15 protein-coding genes and 1 pseudogene are annotated in these 15734 nt (G+C 64.5%); 10 read left to right on the forward strand and 6 right to left on the reverse strand.

What is annotated here, in order from left to right; translation table 11 throughout:
• Nucleotides 1-7: 7 nt before the first annotated feature.
• The gene (locus tag VGV07_RS17110; protein ID WP_326869935.1) at nucleotides 8-1282 is read right to left on the reverse strand and encodes an ABC transporter substrate-binding protein; all 1275 of its coding nucleotides are present in this window, start codon (nucleotides 1280-1282) and stop codon (nucleotides 8-10) included.
• A gap of 232 nt (nucleotides 1283-1514) precedes the next feature.
• Here VGV07_RS17110 and VGV07_RS27420 point away from each other — a divergent pair.
• The 10 genes and pseudogenes from VGV07_RS27420 to VGV07_RS17155 all read left to right on the forward strand — a co-directional run.
• Nucleotides 1515-1619: pseudogene (locus VGV07_RS27420) on the forward strand (helix-turn-helix domain-containing protein); the annotation flags it as partial.
• Nucleotides 1620-1625: 6 nt separating this feature from the next.
• Nucleotides 1626-2648, forward strand: coding sequence for an ROK family protein (locus VGV07_RS17115; RefSeq protein WP_326869936.1), 1023 nt, complete (start codon nucleotides 1626-1628; stop codon nucleotides 2646-2648).
• A gap of 92 nt (nucleotides 2649-2740) precedes the next feature.
• Nucleotides 2741-3709 (forward strand): NAD-dependent epimerase/dehydratase family protein, encoded by a 969-nt coding sequence (locus VGV07_RS17120; protein WP_326869937.1) that lies wholly within the window; start codon nucleotides 2741-2743, stop codon nucleotides 3707-3709.
• Between the two features lie 77 nt (nucleotides 3710-3786).
• On the forward strand, nucleotides 3787-4395 hold the full coding sequence (locus VGV07_RS17125; RefSeq protein WP_326869938.1) for an XRE family transcriptional regulator: 609 nt from the start codon (nucleotides 3787-3789) through the stop codon (nucleotides 4393-4395).
• Nucleotides 4392-4889, forward strand: a complete 498-nt coding sequence (locus tag VGV07_RS17130) for a GAF domain-containing protein (RefSeq protein WP_326869939.1) — start codon at nucleotides 4392-4394, stop codon at nucleotides 4887-4889. Before VGV07_RS17125 ends, VGV07_RS17130 begins: the two co-directional genes overlap by 4 nt.
• 62 nt (nucleotides 4890-4951) lie before the next feature.
• Nucleotides 4952-6562, forward strand: a complete 1611-nt coding sequence (locus VGV07_RS17135; protein ID WP_326869940.1) for an ABC transporter substrate-binding protein — start codon at nucleotides 4952-4954, stop codon at nucleotides 6560-6562.
• 195 nt (nucleotides 6563-6757) lie between these two features.
• Nucleotides 6758-7801, forward strand: coding sequence for an ABC transporter permease (locus VGV07_RS17140; protein ID WP_326869941.1), 1044 nt, complete (start codon nucleotides 6758-6760; stop codon nucleotides 7799-7801).
• Nucleotides 7798-8700, forward strand: a complete 903-nt coding sequence (locus VGV07_RS17145; RefSeq protein WP_326869942.1) for an ABC transporter permease — start codon at nucleotides 7798-7800, stop codon at nucleotides 8698-8700. The genes VGV07_RS17140 and VGV07_RS17145 overlap by 4 nt, the downstream gene beginning before the upstream one ends.
• On the forward strand, nucleotides 8697-9542 hold the full coding sequence (locus tag VGV07_RS17150) for an ABC transporter ATP-binding protein (protein WP_326869943.1): 846 nt from the start codon (nucleotides 8697-8699) through the stop codon (nucleotides 9540-9542). The genes VGV07_RS17145 and VGV07_RS17150 overlap by 4 nt, the downstream gene beginning before the upstream one ends.
• Entirely contained in the window at nucleotides 9542-10261 is a 720-nt protein-coding gene (locus VGV07_RS17155) for an ABC transporter ATP-binding protein (RefSeq protein ID WP_326869944.1), read from the forward strand. Before VGV07_RS17150 ends, VGV07_RS17155 begins: the two co-directional genes overlap by 1 nt.
• 67 nt (nucleotides 10262-10328) lie before the next feature.
• Here the strand turns inward: VGV07_RS17155 and VGV07_RS17160 are convergent, their stop codons facing one another.
• From VGV07_RS17160 to VGV07_RS17180, 5 genes are all read right to left on the reverse strand, one after another.
• Complete coding sequence (locus VGV07_RS17160) at nucleotides 10329-11375, reverse strand: hypothetical protein (RefSeq protein WP_326869945.1); 1047 nt, start codon at nucleotides 11373-11375, stop codon at nucleotides 10329-10331.
• A gap of 316 nt (nucleotides 11376-11691) precedes the next feature.
• On the reverse strand, nucleotides 11692-12516 hold the full coding sequence (locus VGV07_RS17165) for a carbohydrate ABC transporter permease (protein ID WP_326869946.1): 825 nt from the start codon (nucleotides 12514-12516) through the stop codon (nucleotides 11692-11694).
• Nucleotides 12509-13411, reverse strand: coding sequence for a sugar ABC transporter permease (locus tag VGV07_RS17170; RefSeq protein WP_326869947.1), 903 nt, complete (start codon nucleotides 13409-13411; stop codon nucleotides 12509-12511). Before VGV07_RS17170 ends, VGV07_RS17165 begins: the two co-directional genes overlap by 8 nt.
• Entirely contained in the window at nucleotides 13411-14286 is an 876-nt protein-coding gene (locus VGV07_RS17175; RefSeq protein WP_326869948.1) for an amidohydrolase family protein, read from the reverse strand. The genes VGV07_RS17170 and VGV07_RS17175 overlap by 1 nt, the downstream gene beginning before the upstream one ends.
• A gap of 138 nt (nucleotides 14287-14424) precedes the next feature.
• Nucleotides 14425-15657, reverse strand: coding sequence for a sugar ABC transporter substrate-binding protein (locus VGV07_RS17180; RefSeq protein ID WP_326869949.1), 1233 nt, complete (start codon nucleotides 15655-15657; stop codon nucleotides 14425-14427).
• Nucleotides 15658-15734: the final 77 nt, after the last annotated feature.

The raw sequence follows: 15734 nt of genomic DNA on the forward strand, positions 1-15734 counted from the left end.
TCAGAAGTTACATCTGAGCTTCGACGGCGTCGGCCATGATGTTGGCCGCTTCTTCCGAGGTCATCTCAGGCGTGTTCACGAACTCGGTGATGGTGTCCATCATCGCGCCGCGATACTTCTGCAGCACCGTCATGTTGTGCGCCATCGACCGAACCAGGGTGCCCTCGGTGATCGAAGCCTTCAGCGCAGCCTGGCTGTCCTGTTGGCAGACGTTGAAACCCTGCGACAGGTCGACGTCCAGGCGAGCCGGAATCGAGCCCTTCGAGATGTTGAAGATGGTCTGGAATTCCGGGCTCAGGATGGTCGAAGCGAGGAGCTTCTGGCCCTCCTGGAAATCCGGGTCCTTCTGGTTGAAGAACACGACCGAGTCCGAGTTCAGGATAAAGCCCGCCTTGCCCCAGTCGGTCGGGGACTGACCGCACAGGATGTCAACACCCGGTTCCTTGCCCACCGACTTGATGGTGCCCAGTTCCCAGTCGCCCATGATGAAGAACAGCGCGTCGCCGTTGACCATCATGTTCGAGGCGGTGTCGTAGTCACGGCCGGCGATGGCCGGGTCCATATACTTGGTGACCATCAGGCGCATCTGATCGAACGCCTTGATCATGCCCGGCGAGCGCAGCGACTCGACGTCGGCTTCGACGAAGGCCTTGGTGTAGAGGTCTTTGTCCATGCCGTAGACGATGGTCTCGAACGTGGTCGCGTCGGTCCAGTCCGCCGAGAGGTGCGCAAGACAGATCTTGCCACCGGCAATGGCCTTGTCACAGGCGGCGTTGAAGTCGGCCCAGGTCTTGGGAAGCTCGGTGACACCGACGCCTTCCATGGCGGCCTTGTTGCCCCAGATCCAGTTGATCCGGTGGATGTTCATCGGCGCGGCGACCCACTTGCCTTCCGGCTTCATCACCGGCAGCAGTTCGGGGGCAACGACGGCATCCCAGCCTTCGGCGGTCGCCAGTTCGTCCATGTCGGCGGTGCCGCCAGTGGCATTCCACTCGGCGATTTCCGGGCCCTTCAGCTGCACGGCAGCCGGAGCGTTGCCGGCAACCACGTCAGCGCGGAGCTTGGCGAGGGTGTTGGCAGTGTGACCGGCAATGGCGGTCTGCTCCCAGGTGCCGCCCTTGGCGGTGAACATCTCACCGAGCTTGGCAATGGAAGCAGCGTCGTTGCCGGACGCCCACTGGTGCAGCATCAGCACCTTGGGGGCGGCCATCGCGGTGCCCGAAAGCAGCGCGGCAGCAAGCATCGTGGTCGCGGCAGCCGCGACCTTGGTCGTGAAGGTCATAGTTGTCTCTCTCCCTTGAAAGCGCCCGTCCCCACCCCGGCTCTCCCTGCCGGTTACTGTGGCTACTTGCGCTTTTCTCCCGGCGGTGCACATCCTCCTGCACACCGTCGCATTAGTTCTATGGTGAACTTATTCGGCTTGTCAACGCGCTTGAGGAGGGGGGAGCGTGAACCGGATCGAGCTCAAATCTCTACTTGCTGACAGTGCCTTAGCGACACCAGCAGGGCGGATTGTGCGCGCCCTGAGTGAGCGCGGAGCCCTGAGCGCAACACAGATCGCGCGGCTCACCGGGCTTGCCAAGTCCACGGTTTCAACGGCCCTCACCGAGCTCAGACGCTCGCAGATGGTTGTGGAAATCGGCAGCGAATCAGCCGGTGGCGTCGGCCGACCGGCGACCGCGCTGACCCTAAATCCACGCGCCGGCACCTGCATCGGCATCCTGATCGGCTCGACCGAGATTCAGGTGATCCTGGCCGACGTGGCGCACACAGTGCTGTCGGACAAGACGATCAATCTCGAGGTCGACTACTCCCCGGCGACCGCCATCCAGCATGTGCGCCGGCTGATCACCGAGTCCTATCAGGGGCAGTGGCAGCGCCAGGACGGCCTGCTCGGAGTCGGCATCGCGGTCGGCGGGCCGGTTAACCCGGTGACCGGCACAGTGCTGCGCGCCGGCGGCATGCCGACCTGGGCCGGCGTCGACATGCGCGAGTTGTTCGGCCCTATCTTTCCCGAGGTGCCGATCTTCTGCGACAACGAGTCGAACTGCTCGGCCATCGCCGAGATGACCTGGGGCGCCGCGCAGGGGCACGACGACTTCGTGGTCTATACGCTCGACCTCGGTATCGGCGGCGCCATTGTGGCCGGTGGCCGGGTGCTGCGCGGCATTGCCGGCGGGGCCGGCGAGTTCGGGCATGTGGTGCTCGATCCCGACGGTCCGCTGTGCCGCTGCGGCAACCGCGGCTGCATCGAAGTCTATGCCAGCTTTCGCGCACCACTAGCCGAAGCGGAGCGGCATTTCGGCCGCTCGCTACGGCTGACCGATGTGGTCGACCTGGCACTCGGCGGCGATCCCCTGTGCACCGCCCTGATCGCCCGCACCGGCGAAGCCGGCGGCCACGGGCTGGGGTTGATCGGTTCGGTGTTCAACCCGACGCTGGTGGTGGTGAGCGGCCGGCTGGCATTGGCCGGCGACATCCTGATGAAGCCGCTGGCCGAGAGTTTCGAGCGCTTCACGCTGGTCAAGCATGGGGACGTTCCCGACCAGGCCCGCACCATCCTCCGGCCCAGCCGGTTCTCGGACAATGGCGCGTGCATGGGGGCGGTCGGGCTGGTGCTGCGGCATCACGGACGGCTGGTGAACTGAGCTCCGACTGAGACAGCCCGTCGCGGACATTCGGGGTTGCGCGCCTCTCCTGCCTCGAACAGTCTCCGCCTCTCTGAAAAAGGAGTCGCGGCATGACCATCGCAATCATCGGAGGGACGGGGTTTCTCGGCACGGCCACGGCGAAACGGCTGAGGCAACGCGGGCAGGATACGCTGGTGGTGGCGCGCGGCCGGCACAAGGTGGCGCTGCCCGACGGGGTGCGGTTCGAAGAGGCCGACCGGATGGACGGCGAGACGCTGGCCAGGCTGCTCAAGGACAACGCCGTCACCGCCGTCATCGACATCTTCACCATCAGCCTGCGTAACACGCAGCCGGTGATCGAGGCGGCGGGCAAGGCCGGCGCGCGCTATGTGCTGGTGAGCTCCACCGACGTCTATTCCAACTATGGGGGGCTGTTGAAGAAGGAGCGCCCGGCGATCCGGCCAGAGCCGGCCACCGAAGACTCGCCGCTGAGGACCCTGCGCTACCCATATCGGCAGAACGACCGTCGCCCCAAGGGGATCGAGGACGACCTGTTCGAGGAATACGACAAGATCCCGATCGAGGAGTTCGCCATGGCGGCCGGGGCGCCGCAGGCGACAGTGCTGCGGCTGCCGATGATCTTCGGGCCGGAGGACAAGCAGCATCGTTTCGCCTGGGCCATCAAAGGGGCCAAACTGGGCGAACCGTTTCGGCTCGACCGGCGTGGTGCGGGCTGGCTCAACTCCTATGCCTACATCGACGATGTGGCCGAAGCGCTGGCGCTGGCCGCTACGCTGCCCGAGGCCGAAGGGCGCATCTACAACGTGGCGCAGCCGTTCGTCCGGACCCAGGCGGACTGGGCCCGCACTGTACTGACGCTGATGGGGGTCGACAGCGAGATCGTGTTGGTCGATGCCGAGGCCGGCGGGGCGCTGGCGGACCGCGCCGACAGCAGCGACCTCAGCTATCCGCTGACGCTGGATTCCGCTCGTATTCGCGCCGAACTCGGCTACAGTGAGATCGTTCCCGAAGAGCAGGCGCTGCGCCGCACCATCGATTGGGAGCTCAGCCAGGGCTAGCTTCCAACAAACGACCACCAGGCGGGATTGACTCGGGCGCGCGCTACTTTAGTGTCACTAAAATCGCGAGGGCGCCCGTGCCAGTCTTGAAGTTTGAAAAGCGTTCCGATCCGGTCGAGGCATCGACCCCGATCGATCCCAGCCTTGGGCAGCGTCTGCGCGACCGCCGCAAGGAACTGGGCAAGACGCAGCAACAGGTGGCTCAGGAGGCGTCGCTCACGGTCGGTTTCATCTCGCAGATCGAGCGCGGCATCTCCACGCCATCGCTGGCTTCGCTCTACAATGTCGCCAAGGCGCTCGAGAGCACGGTGGACCAGTTCGTGTCTTCCGCTCCGGCACGCCAGCACAGCGTGGTCAGCCATTCCGGCCAGCGCCAGACCTACAAAGTCGGCGGCACCTCGCGCTTTTATGAATTCCTCGAGCGCGGCTTCCCCGACGCCAAGCTCAATGCCTGCCTGTCGCATGTGCCGCCCGGCCATGCCTCGGAGATGATGAGTCACGAGGGCGAGGACTTCGTCTATCTGGTCTCGGGCGAGATGCTGTACGAGGTCGATGGCGTCGAGTATCGCCTCGGCCCCGGCGATACGCTGCATTTCGACAGCCGTCGGCCGCATCGCGGCACCAATATCGGCCCGGGTACGGCACTCGAACTGTGGGTCGGGACCATGCAGTTGTTCCCCGAATGACAGTGCTCGACCCGACGATCGCGAAGACGCTCGGCACGGCTTTGGCGGTTGGCCCGACGCAGCTGTTCGCGGTCCTGTCCGAGCTCTTCACCTCGCTGCCGGGCATTCGCACCGCGACCTTCATCGCGGTGGCGCCGGACAAGACCGTGACGCATCGCATCGGCACCTCAAACCCGGTGGATTTTCCGGTCGGCAATGTCGACCCCGTCAATGACAGCCTCTGGAACCGCAGCATGCTGCGCGACCAGCAACCGCTGATCGGCGACGATACGCCAGGCATGGTAACCTTTCTCGGCGATGAGGCATCGGGCCTCACCGCCATGGGCTACGGCGCCTGCTCGTGTTTCCCGATCGTGATTTCCGGCGAAACCCGCGGCGTCGTGGCGCTGCTCGGCGATGCCGGCACCTTCACGCCGGCGACGCTGGCCCAGATCGACACCCTTCTACCCATCGCTGCGCTGACCTTCAGCTTCGAGGGAATTAGCGAGAGATGACACCTACGACGATAACCGGCCGCATCAGCCGGAGACTAACGCCTTCAACCAGGGAGACTGTCATGCGTTTGTTCAAGACGCTTATGGCGGTTGCCGTCGGCGCGGTGATGACCGCGTCCGGAGCGATCGCCGAAACGCCCAAGAATACCCTCGTCATCGCCGATGCGATCGACGACATCATCACGCTCGACCCCGCCGAAGTGTCGGAAGTGGGCGGCGTGCTGGCCAGCCAGCAGATCTACCAGCCGCTGGTCAGCTTCGACCCCAAGGACCCGACCAAGATCACCGGCGTGCTCGCCGAGAGCTGGACGGTGTCGGAAGACGGCAAGACCTTCACGTTCAAGATGAACCCGAACGCCAAGTTCGCCTCGGGCAATCCGGTGACGGCCGCCGACGCGGAGTATTCGCTGCGCCGCGTCATCCTGCTCGACAGCCGCATCTCGTTCATCCTCACCCAGTTTGGCCTGAACAAGGACAACGTCGAGGCGAACATCAAGGCGATCGATCCCTCGACCCTGCAACTCGTCGTTGACCAGAAATATGCGCCGAGCTTCGTGCTTTACGTGCTCTCGGGCTACACCGGCGGCATCGTCGACTCGGCCATCGTCAAGCAGCACGAGGGCAAGACTGAAGCCGGCGCCAACGACTACGGCAATGCCTGGCTGAAGGCCGACAACTCCGCCGGCTCGGGCCCCTATGTGCTGACCAAGTGGGATCCGAAGGTCTCGATCCTCCTGTCGCGCAACGAGAACTTCTGGGGCACCGCTCCGGGCGTCGACCGCATCTTCCTGCAGCACATGCCGGAATCGGCAACGCAGCGCCTGGCGCTGGAGAAGGGCGATATCGACATCGCCAACAAGCTCGGGCCGGATGATATCGGCGCCGTGTCGGCCAACCCCGATGTGCAGATCCTCGAGGGCGTCTCCTCGACGATGTACTATTTCGGCCTCAACATGCGCAACGCAGCGCTGAGCAACCCCAAGGTCGTGGAAGCCATCAAGTATGGCGTCGACTACCAGGGCATCGCCGACACCATCGGCAAGGGCACCATCAAGGTGCACCAGACCATGATCCCGGACGGGTTCCTGGGCGGTGGCATCAACTACAACCCCTACTCGCTCGACATCGAGAAGGCCAAGGCGCTGATCGCCGAGTCCGGCGTCGCGACGCCGATCAAGCTCGCAACCGTCGTCTGGAACGTGCCGCCCTACCCTGACTACGCGCAGGCCGTGCAGGCGACGCTCAGCCAGATCGGCGTCGATCTCGACCTGCAGGTGGTGGACGGCGGGCCGTGGCTCGATCGCTACCGCTCGCACGATCTCGACATCTGGTTCGGCCTGTGGGGCCCGGATTATCCCGATCCGCACTCCAACGCCAAGGCGTTCGGCAACCATGATCCGTCCGATCCGGATGGCACCAAGGGCAACCTCGCCGACCGCTTCGGCTGGAACTCGGGCAAGGTCTCGGAACTGGTGAACCAGGCTGTGCAGGAGCAGGACGTCGAAAAGCGCAAGGCGCTGTACGACGAAGCCCAGCGGCTGCACACCGACACCTCGCCGTTCGTGTTCATGTTCCAGGACAGCCGCAAGGTTGCCATGCGCTCGAACGTCAAGGGCGTGGTGCTCGGCATCACCTTCTCCGACGACCGCTATGGCGGCGTGAGCAAGGAATAACTGAACCGGGGGACCGGGGCTTCGGCTCCGGTTCCGTGCCTGCCTCCACCCCTCCCCGACCCTCCCCGCAAGGGGGAGGGTGTCCGCCGGTGGCTTTGGCTCCGATCGAGCCGCCTCCACAAATCGGCACCTCCTCCCTTGCGGGGGAGGTTGGGAGGGGGGTGGAATGGCCACATACCAAGCTAGGGCCACCATTTGAGCGCTGCACCCAAACCCCTCCGCCTGTTCATCGATATCGGCTCATGGCTGATCACGGTGGCGATCACGCTGATTGGGCTTGCGGCCCTCACCTTCTTCATCGGCCGCGTGCTGCCGATCGATCCGGTCCTGTCGATCGTCGGCGAGAAGGCGACGCCGGAAGTGTACCAGAAGGTCTATCTCGAGCTCGGCCTCGACAAGCCGCTGTGGGCGCAGTTCTGGGATTATCTGGGCAAGCTCCTGCGCGGTGATTTCGGCACCTCGTTCTCGACCTCCCGACCGGTGCTCACCGACCTGTTGAATTTCTTCCCCGCGACGCTCGAGCTCTCCACCATCGGGTTGATCATCGGCGTCGTGCTGGGCGTGCCGATGGGTGTCGCCTCAGCCTATTGGCACGAGAAGTGGCCCGACCACCTGCTGCGTGTCGTCGGGCTCGTCGGCTATTCGGTACCGGTGTTCTGGCTCGGCCTCGTCGGGCTGTTCGTCTTCTACTACCTGCTCGGCTGGGTTTCGGGCCCGGGCCAGCTCGATGTGTTCTTTGTCGGCGTGGTCGACCGCATCACCGGCTCGATCCTGATCGACAGCGCCATCGCCGGTGAGTGGGAAATCTTCTTCAACGCCATCAGCCACATGATCCTGCCGGCGCTGCTGCTCGGCTATTACAGCCTCGCCTACATCTCGCGCATGACGCGTTCGGTGATGCTCGACCAGCTGAGCCGCGAGTATGTGCTGACCGCCCGGCTGAAGGGCGCCAGCGAGTTCCGCGCCGTGGCCGGGCATGCGTTGCGCAACGCCGCGATCCCGCTCGTCACGGTCATCGCGCTGAGCTATGGCGGGCTGCTCGAGGGCTCGGTGCTGATCGAGACGATCTTCTCGTGGCCGGGCATCGGCAACTATATCTACTCCTCGCTGTTCGCCGCCGACATGAACGCCGTGCTGGGTGGCACGCTGCTGGTCGGGATGGTGTTCATCCTTCTCAACATGCTGAGCGACGTGCTGTACCGCGCACTCGATCCGCGCTCACGGGAGTTCGCCAAATGAGCGTCACCCCCGATCTCGTCGCCGATCCGAAACGCGCGGTGCGGGCCGCCCGCTGGGCCGAGTTCAAGATCTTCACCCGCCGCTTCATGCGCAACCCGCTGGGCGTCGTCGGGCTGGTGATCGTCGTTCTGCTGCTGTTCTGCGCCGCATTCGCGCCGCTTCTCGCGACGCACGACCCCTATCTGCCGAGCCTCACCGATCGCCTCGCCGCGCCAAGCGCGACCTACTGGCTCGGCGCCGATGAGCTCGGCCGGGATATCTACTCGCGCATTCTCTACGGCTCGCAGCTGACGCTGTTGATCGTGGGGCTGGTGATCGTCACCTCGGCGCCGATCGGGCTGATTATCGGCGCGGTCTCCGGCACGGTCGGCGGCTGGGTCGACGTGATCTTCATGCGCATCACCGACGTGTTCCTCGCCATCCCCAAGCTGCTGCTGGCGCTGGCGTTCGTCGCGGCGCTGGGGCCCGGGATCACCAACGCGGCGCTCGCCATCACGCTCACCGCCTGGCCGCCCTATGCGCGCCTCGCCCGGGCCGAGGCGCTGATCGTGCGCAACTCGGACTATGTCAACGCGGTGCGGCTGGCCGGGGCCAGCGAGTTCCGCATCATCGTGTTCCACGTCATCCCGATGTGCCTGAGTTCGGTGATCGTGCGCATGACCTTCGATATGGCGGGCATCATCCTCACCGCCGCCGGCCTCGGCTTCATCGGGCTCGGGGCGCAGCCGCCGCTGCCCGAGTGGGGCGCCATGATCTCCACCGGCCGCAAGTTCATCTTCGACCAGTGGTGGGTGGCAACGGTGCCCGGCATCGCGATCTTCACGGTGTCGCTCGGCTTCAACCTCCTGGGTGATGCCTTGCGCGACCTGCTCGATCCGCACCTGAGGCAGCGCAAATGAGTGCTCTGGTCGAGATCGAAAACCTCCGCGTCGCCTTCCGCAATGACGACGGCGGCTACAATGACGCGGTGCGCGGCGTGTCGCTCACGCTCGGGCGCGAAAAGCTCGGTATTGTCGGCGAAAGCGGCTCCGGCAAGAGCCTCACCGGCCGCGCCCTGCTCGGTGTGCTGCCGCCCTATGCCAGGATCAGCGTCGACACAATGGCTTTCGACGGCATCGACCTCAAGTCGGCCTCGCCGAAGCTCCGGCGCTCGCTGCGTGGCGGCCGCATGGGGATGATCCTGCAGGACCCGAAATTCTCACTGAATCCTGTCATGACCGTCGGCAAGCAGATCGTCGAAGCGATCCGCATCGGCGACCGGCGCATCTCCGGCAGCGACGCCAGGAAGAAGGCGCTGGGAATACTCGAAGCGGTGCATATCCGCGAGCCGGAGCGGGTGTTTTCGCTCTACCCGCACGAGCTCTCCGGCGGCATGGGGCAGCGGGTGATGATCGGCATGATGGTGGTGCGCGAACCCGACCTGCTGATTGCGGACGAGCCCACCTCGGCGCTCGACGTCACCGTGCGGACCCAGGTGCTGTCGATCCTCGACGAACTGGTGACGCGGCGCGGCATGGGGCTGATCTTCATCAGCCACGACCTCAACCTCGTGTCGAAGTTCTGCGACCGGGTGATCGTGATGTATGCCGGCCGCATCGTCGAAAGCATCGAAGCGAGCCGCCTCAGCGAGGCGACGCACCCCTATACGCGCGGGCTGCTGTCCTGCCTGCCGCAGATCGATGGCTCCCTGGAGCCGCTGCCGGTGCTCAACCGCGACGCAAGCTGGGCAGGAGCCGCCTGATGCTCAGCATCCAACACCTCAACGTCGAATTCTCCGGCAAGCTGGCCGTCCGCGACACCAGCTTTTCGGTAGAGCCGGGCGAGAGTTTCGGGCTCGTCGGCGAATCCGGCTCGGGCAAATCCACCATCCTCCGCACCGTGATGGGACTCAACGCCAACTGGAACGGCAGCATCAGCGTCGACGGTCTCGACGTACGGAAGACGCCGCGGAAGCAATTGGCCAAGGTGGTCCAGATGGTGTTCCAGGACCCTTACTCGTCGCTGCATCCGCGCTATGTCATCGGCCAGCAGATCGCCGAACCGATGAAGATCAACGGCATTGCCAACCCCGAGCGCCGCACGGCGGAACTGCTGGAGCTAATCGGGCTCGGCGCAAAGTTCCAGTTCCGCTTCCCGCATGAGCTGTCGGGTGGCCAGCGCCAGCGCGTCGCCATCGCCCGCGCCCTGGCGCTCAACCCCAAGCTGCTGTTGCTGGACGAGCCGACCTCGGCGCTCGACGTCTCGATCCAGGCGGAAATCCTCAACCTGCTCAACCGGCTCCGCAAGGAGCTTGGCCTCACCTTCGTCATCGTCAGCCATGACCTGGCGGTGATCAGCTACATGTGCGAGCGGCTGATGGTGATGCGCAACGCCCAGCCGGTGGAAACGCTGACCCGTGAGCAGCTGCGCTCGGGCGCCATTGCCGAGGACTATACGAAGGCGTTGATCGCCGCGGCTTAGATGGACCGCAAGGTCCGCCTCCTACTCGGTGGGTGTGGCGAGGTGATGGGCGAACGCTGCAAGAGCGTCACCGCACCTTCAGCAGGATGATCACGAGGAACCACAGGCTTGCGAGGTGGATCAACAGGAAGCGCAGCAGGACCTGGGAGTTGGACCAGTTGAGGTTCTTGCGGGCGTGATCGTGGAACGGGAAGCGGATCGAACTCAGGATCCGTAAGCCGAACACCCGGATCAGCGCCACCTTGGCAAGCCCGGTGGCGCCGTTGAACAGCATCAACGGCGCGACGAAGAAGATCATCGCCGGGTTGCCCGAGACCACGATGCAGATGCCGACGAAGAGCCCGATCGGGCGGGAGCCGGCATCGCCCATCAGCGCTGCGCTGGGCGGGGCGTTGTGCCAGAGATAGCCGACGATGACGCCGCAGAAGATAGCGGCGACTACGGCCCAGCTGGCGGCATCTTCGCGGAACGGGATCAAGAGGTATTTGGCGTTCCCGGCGTCGCCGACCACCATGTAGAGGATGAAGCCGAGCGCGGCGATGGTGACCGCCGAGAGCGAACCCGACACCCCATCGACACCGTCATTGCAGTTGACCGCGTTGATGCAGAGCCAGACCACCGGCGTGTAGATCAGGAGCCCCAGCCAGAACGGGATGTCGAATACCATGGGGGTGAACGGCAACCAGAGCCTGGTGTCCTGACCCCAGAGCAGGACGACGCAGACGAACAGCGCCACCAGCAGGTCAGTGAGGCCGAGCGTCAGTTCGCTCAGGCCGCCGGTGCGATCGTCGATGAAACCGACGCAGGAGGCGAGCAGCACCGCGCCCATCGAGAAATAGATGTGCGGATCGATCGGGGAAAACAGCGCGACGATGGCGAGGAGGATCAGGACCATGATCAGCCCGACGCCCACAGGCTTGCCGACGCTGTCCGCGGCGCCGATGGCATGCGCCCTGCCCCGGTCGCGCGGCAGGGGGTCCCACATCCTGGGCAACAGGAACAGTGTCGCCAGCGCAGAAACCAGCGAGCCGACGGTGGCGAGGATGACGAAGGACGAAAGTAGGCGGGCGGGACCCCAGATCGGGGTCAGGAGGTCGGCAAGGTAGGTGAGCATGATTTGGGAGCGGTCCCAGCGCGGCAATGCATGCAGCCGTAGCCCATGCCCGCGCCGAAATCGAAGCACGATTGCGGCTTTTCAACCACCCGCGTCAGTAAGGCAATCGCATATGGGTCCCACACCGGCCTCTCGGTGGTCCTCCACCGCGCAGCGGGGGAGGGGGACCGCCGGAAGGCGGTGGAGGGGGCGGCAGGATCCGCCGGTGTTTGGGCCGCCCCCTCCACCAGCTTCGCTGGTCCCCCTCCCCCGTTTCACGGTGGAGGAGCACCGAGAGGCCGGCGCGAATAACCCCTGTGCGACAGCCCTGCCCGCGTCAGCGCCCGCCAAAGGCGCCGGTGGTGAGGCCGGCGATGAAGGCGCGGTTGCCGAAGACGAAGACCAGGAGCACCGGGATGATGGCGATGACGCTGCCGGTCATCAGCAGCGGCCAATCGGTGTTGTACTGGCCCTGGAGCGTTGCAAGCGCGACGATCGCCACCTGCATGTCGGGCTTGGTGGTGGTGATGAGCGGCCAGAGGAAGTTGTTCCACTGGGCGACGAAGGTGAAGATGGCGAGCGCCCCCAAGGCGGGCTTGGCCAAGGGCAGGACGATGGTGAGATAGATCTGCGCATGCGAGGCGCCGTCGATGCGGGCCGCTTCGAGCAGCTCGGCGGGAATCGACTTCAGGTACTGCCGGAGCAGGAAGGTGCCGAAGCTCGAGAAGGCGTAGGGCAGGATCAGGCCCTGATAGGTGTCGATCCAGCCGAGCGACTTGATCAGGATGAAGTTAGGGATCAGCGTCACCTGCGAGGGCACCATCAATGCCGCGAGGTAGATGAGGAACAGCACTTCGCGGCCGCGGAACCTGAGGCAGGCGAAGGCGTAGGCCGCCATCGAGCAGGTGATGAGCTGCAGCAGCGTCACCAACACCGAGACGACGAGGCTGTTGGCCATGGCCCGGCCGAACGGAATGGTCGAAAAGATGCGGACATAGTTCTCGACCTGCGGGTCGGCCGTGAAGAGGGTCGGCGGGAACTGGAACACGTCGGCCGCCGGCTTGAACGAGGTGGCGATCATCCAGACGAACGGGCCGCTCATCAGCAGGGCGCCGACGAGGAGGACCACGAACAATACCCAGTCGGTGGCGGTCTTACCCATAGTGCACCCAGCGCCGCTGCAGCCTGTATTGCACCAGGGTGAAGGCGAGGACGATCAGGAACAGCACCATTGCCGCGGCGCTGGCATAGCCCATCTGATAGAACTGAAAGCCGTTCTGGTAGATGTAGTAGACCAGCGTGTTGGTGGCGTTGGCGGGCCCCGCCTTGGTCATCACCAGCACCAGTTCGAACACCTGGAAGCTGCCGATGATCGAGATGACCAGGACGAAGAAGGTGGTGGGCGAGAGCAGCGGCAGGGTGATGTGCCAGAACCGGTCCCAGCCGGTGGCGCCATCGAGCGCGGCTGCATCATGCACATCCTTGCCGATGTTCTGCAGCCCGGCGAGGAACAGCACCATGGCATAGCCGAGGTTCTGCCAGATCGAGACGATGATGATGGCCGGCATGGCCCAGCGGGTCGAGCCCATCCACTTGGGCAGGTCAGTGACGCCGACAAGGCTGAGAGCGGCGTTGATCAGCCCGAAATTGGAGTTGAACAGCCAGGCCCAGACCAGGGCGGCAGCGATGGTGCTGGTGACCACCGGCAGGAAGTAGATGACGCGAAAGAAGGTCTGGCCCTTGATGCCGCGGTTGAGCACCAGCGCGCATGCCAGCGCGAGGACGATCTGCACCGGCACCGAGACCAGGACGAAATAGGCGGTGTTGCCGAGAACCTTGGCGAAGATCTCATCGCCGGCCAAGGCGATGTAGTTGCCCAGGCCCACCCAGGTCACCTCGTTGAAGAGGTTCCACTGGGTGAACGAGATGAAGAGCGCCGAGATCACCGGAATGGCGGTGAAGATGGCAAACAGCACGAGGCTCGGCGCGAGGAACAGCCAGGCGGCGCGTTCCTCGGCGCGCGCCACCTTGGTCAGCGTGAGCCGACTTCGGGCCACTATTTGTCGATCCCGTAGATGGTGGCCGCGTTGCGGTAGAAAATCCGGTCCTGATCGTCGGCGGAAAGCCCCATCTTGTCGAAGGCGGCCTTCCAGCGCTCGATATCGCCCTTGATCCGGCGCAGGTCGGAATCGGAGCCGTAGACGAGCTTGCGCGGCGAGATTTCCTTGCCGATATAGCCGCCCTCGACGATGTGGTTGTGCACCACGTCGCCACCGCTGACATCGAAGAACAGCCGCGGCCGCCAGCGCGCGATGGCGCAGGCGGTGCGGTAATCCGGCCAGCCCAGATGCGCGCCGATGATGTAGAGCTCGGGAAAATAGAAAGCGATGGTGTCGAGGTAGATCGGCTGCATGCGGGCGCTGGAGAAACCGTAGCGCTCACGCTTGATGCCGCGCGACAGCCGGGTGACCAGCGCTTCCTCGTCGGCGCCCTCGGGGATCGCCTTCCAGGCATCCTCCTTGCCGCCCTCGAGGTAATCGACCGGACCGCCGAGGATGCCGGTGTGGAACAGCATTCGCAGCCCGCGCGCCTGAGCCGCCTCGTAAAACGGGTAATAGGCCGGGTCGTCATAATTGCGCGAGACGCCGGTCACCTTGATGCCGTGAAAGCCGCGCTGGTAGAAATCCTCGACCAGCGTCACCGGGTCCTTGTCGAGTTCGAGACGACCGAGCGCGACGATCAGGTCGGGACGCCGCTCCAGCGCATCGGCCAGCGCGTCGTTGCCGCGGCCCGGGTTGGCGAGCAGTGCGACCTTCTCGACCCCCGCTGCCTCGCAGGTATCGGACAGCGCCTCGAGGAAGCCGATCTCGGCGCCGCGCGAGAACAGCTTGTCCCAGAAACCGTAGTGAACGTGTGCATCGAAGACGCGCATGGGTCAGATCCAGTTTGCTAGAGCGCTTTCAGGAAAAGTTGCAGACTTTTCGGGTTCGAAAGCGCGACCAAATCAAAGGCTTGGAGGGGCCGGGGCGCCCGATCGCGTCCCGGCCAGCAGAGTGGCCTGCTGTTTCGACTATTTGGCCAGTTCGGCGTTGACCTTGTCCTTGATGCCGCCGAGCGCATCGGCCGCACTGCTCTCGCCGTTCCACACCAGATCCAGCGCCGGCTGGATGTAGAGGTTGGAGAGATCGACGAAGCGCGGGAACTGCGGGAACTGCTCGCCGACATCGGCTTCCCTGAGGAAGACATCACCGAACGGCGCGGTGAAGGCCGCCCGCACCATCTCGTTGCCGGTCATCGCCGGCACTGCCGCCGCCTTGGCGCTGGCAAAGATCGACTGGCCCTCGGGACCGGCGAGATATTGCAGGAAGGCCCACGCCGCTTCCGGGTTCTTGCTGTTGGCGTTGATGGCAAAGCCGGCGCCGCCGGTGCGGTTGGAGTGGATACCGGTTGGCCCGGCAGGCAGGTTCGCCACCGCCCACTTGAATGGCACATCGGCGAAGGTGCCGAGGCGCGAGGGGTTGGTGATCACCATTGCCGCCTGGCCGCTCGAGAACATCTGGGCGGTGCCGCCGGCCTGCTCGGCCTCGAGGAAGTTCGGGGCAACCTTATCCTTGTTGATCAGGTCGCCGATGTACTGGATGGCCTCGACCGCTGCCGGCTCGGCCAACAGGAAGGTGGTCGGCTTCAGCGGATCGTCGAACACCTTGCCGCCGTTCTGCTGCACCCAGGTGGCCCAATCGTTGGATTCGAGAGCGAGGCCATAGCGGGTGATGCGGCCACCTTCATTGGTGGTCAGCTTGATCGCCGCGTCGCGGAGGTCGGCCCACTTCCAGTCGGCATTCGGATAGGCGACGCCGGCGGCATCGAAGGCATCGGAATTATAGTAGAGGGCGCTCGGCGCGCTGTCGCGCGGGATCGAATAGAGCTTGCCCTCGAAGCTATGGGTCAGCAGCGAGCTCGGCACGTACTCATCGATCGGGAAATTGCTGGCCTTGATCAGGTCATCGAGCGGGGCCAGGGCGCCGCGCGAGGCGTAGCTCGGCACATTGGTGATGAAGAACACATCGGGGCCGGCGCCGGCGGCGAGCTGGGCATCGAGGCGGGTGAAATAGCCCGACCAGGGAGCATGCTGGATCTCGATTTTCACATCCGGGTGCGCCGCCTGGTACTTCGAGACGATTTCCTCGAACGGCGGCAGCTCCGGTGGATCGCCCCAGTATCCAAAACTAATCGTTGACTGCGCAAGCGCAGGAGACACTAATCCTAAAACAGCGATGGCGTAGGCAAGCCATTTCTTAGTCATGACGGACTCCCTTGTCTGTGGTCTGTGTTTATTCTCTACAAATCCTATAGACAATCACTACTATCATTGCGCCGACC

Source organism: Devosia sp. (genome assembly GCF_035944845.1).
In the GTDB taxonomy this organism is placed as follows: Bacteria; Pseudomonadota; Alphaproteobacteria; order Rhizobiales; family Devosiaceae; genus Devosia_A.

Coding starts and splice junctions, on each gene's coding strand:
- VGV07_RS17130 (WP_326869939.1), top strand. CDS start 4,392: ATGACAGTGCTCGACCCGACGATCGCGAAGACGCTCGGCACGGCTTTG.
- VGV07_RS17145 (WP_326869942.1), top strand. CDS start 7,798: ATGAGCGTCACCCCCGATCTCGTCGCCGATCCGAAACGCGCGGTGCGG.
- VGV07_RS17175 (WP_326869948.1), bottom strand. CDS start 14,286: ATGCGCGTCTTCGATGCACACGTTCACTACGGTTTCTGGGACAAGCTG.
- VGV07_RS17115 (WP_326869936.1), top strand. CDS start 1,626: ATGGTTGTGGAAATCGGCAGCGAATCAGCCGGTGGCGTCGGCCGACCG.
- VGV07_RS17120 (WP_326869937.1), top strand. CDS start 2,741: ATGACCATCGCAATCATCGGAGGGACGGGGTTTCTCGGCACGGCCACG.
- VGV07_RS17135 (WP_326869940.1), top strand. CDS start 4,952: ATGCGTTTGTTCAAGACGCTTATGGCGGTTGCCGTCGGCGCGGTGATG.
- VGV07_RS17160 (WP_326869945.1), bottom strand. CDS start 11,375: ATGCTCACCTACCTTGCCGACCTCCTGACCCCGATCTGGGGTCCCGCC.
- VGV07_RS17180 (WP_326869949.1), bottom strand. CDS start 15,657: ATGACTAAGAAATGGCTTGCCTACGCCATCGCTGTTTTAGGATTAGTG.
- VGV07_RS17165 (WP_326869946.1), bottom strand. CDS start 12,516: ATGGGTAAGACCGCCACCGACTGGGTATTGTTCGTGGTCCTCCTCGTC.
- VGV07_RS17110 (WP_326869935.1), bottom strand. CDS start 1,282: ATGACCTTCACGACCAAGGTCGCGGCTGCCGCGACCACGATGCTTGCT.
- VGV07_RS17155 (WP_326869944.1), top strand. CDS start 9,542: ATGCTCAGCATCCAACACCTCAACGTCGAATTCTCCGGCAAGCTGGCC.
- VGV07_RS17150 (WP_326869943.1), top strand. CDS start 8,697: ATGAGTGCTCTGGTCGAGATCGAAAACCTCCGCGTCGCCTTCCGCAAT.